Below are 1,313 nucleotides of genomic sequence, written 5' to 3' on the forward strand. Positions count from 1 at the left end.
CGTCGCGGATCTCGGCGGGCGGCGGGGCGGCCCGGACCGTCCGGTACGCGGTCACGTCGTCCACCTCCCAGCCACGCTCGATGAGGCCGGCCGCGCCCTGCCGCAGTGGCGTCCCTGATAGTGGTGTAACGCGATCGGCGTGATCGTCGGGCGGCCCGGCTGTGGGCTGAGCGAAGAGCGCGGTCATCGCGTGATCTTTCGAGCGAACCTTCCACAGCACTCTCGAAAGGGCTCTATCGCGATGACCGCACCCCACATCATCAACCCTGCCGTCCTGCTGGACCAAGCGCTGTCGCCCTGCCGCCCTGGCACCTGTCGCCTGTCGCCCTGGCACCCCGGCGCCCTGTCGCACTGGCCCCCCGGCGCCCCCGGCGCCCCCGGCGCCCCGGCGCCCTGGCGTCCGGTGGGCGGAGGGCCGGCGTGCAGGACGATGTGTGCTCGGAGAACACGACACCCGTAGTGGGTGTGACGACACCCGTAGTGGGCGTCACGTCTACGGAACACAGATGGCCGAGATCCGTGTCCGTCTCCCCGGACGGATTCGTCTCCGCGTCCGCTGCCAGCCGGTGAACGTGGCGGTGGTGGCGTGCGACGGCCAGCCGGTGGCACACGGCGGAGTTCACGGGGCAGCGTCAACGACGATCGCCGAGGAGCCATCACGGCCAGCCGGGTCACTTCACCGGTCTTGCCCAGCAACGAGCACACCGCCCACGCAATCCCGTCCACACGCGCAACCACCGCAACGGACCGATCTTCACCGGCCTTGAACCGCCAAGGAGCCATCACGGCCAGCCGAGCCGCATCACCGGTCCTGCCCAGCAACGAGCACACCGCCCACGCAATCCCGTCCACACGCGCAACCACCGCAACGGACGAATCTTCACCGGCCTTGAACCGCCGATCGCCGTCGCCGGTCGCCGGTCGCCGGTCATCGAACCCCTGATCCAGGTCCGGTCTCCGCTACCCCGCACCCACGTCGTGAGGCCTGGCAAAGCGGGGCCGGACCGGACATGCGCTGGTAGCGAACCTCTATTGATAAGCCGGCAGGGTCAGCGCAGACAGGCAACCGCAGAAGACCCAGCACTGAGCGGACAGTCCCGACGCCCACGGTGGGTGTGGCTACACCCGCGGCGGGTGTCTCCTTTCACGCTGGCCGGCGAACCCCCGGCACCCCGGCAGCGGAAGGTTGCCCCGGCCGGTTCCTGCCCCGGCAGCGGAAGGTTGCCGGGGCGCCTCCTCCAGGGTCACCGAGCGCAGCACCCCGACCCGGTGACCGGAGCGGGCCAGCCGCATCCCCAGATCGGCGTCCTCGG

General features: G+C 70.7%; 2 protein-coding genes. Both read right to left on the reverse strand.

What is annotated here, in order from left to right; all coding sequences use genetic code 11:
* Window positions 1-187: hypothetical protein (locus tag AB0I88_RS41300; RefSeq protein ID WP_361037773.1), on the reverse strand; the 187-nt coding region annotated here is incomplete at its 3' end.
* 932 nt (window positions 188-1,119) lie between these two features.
* Window positions 1,120-1,313, reverse strand: a 194-nt coding sequence (locus AB0I88_RS41305) for a hypothetical protein (protein ID WP_361037771.1), incomplete at its 5' end; no start/stop codon positions are given.

This window comes from Actinoplanes sp. NPDC049802 (assembly GCF_040656595.1).
Classification (GTDB): Bacteria; Actinomycetota; Actinomycetes; order Mycobacteriales; family Micromonosporaceae; genus Actinoplanes.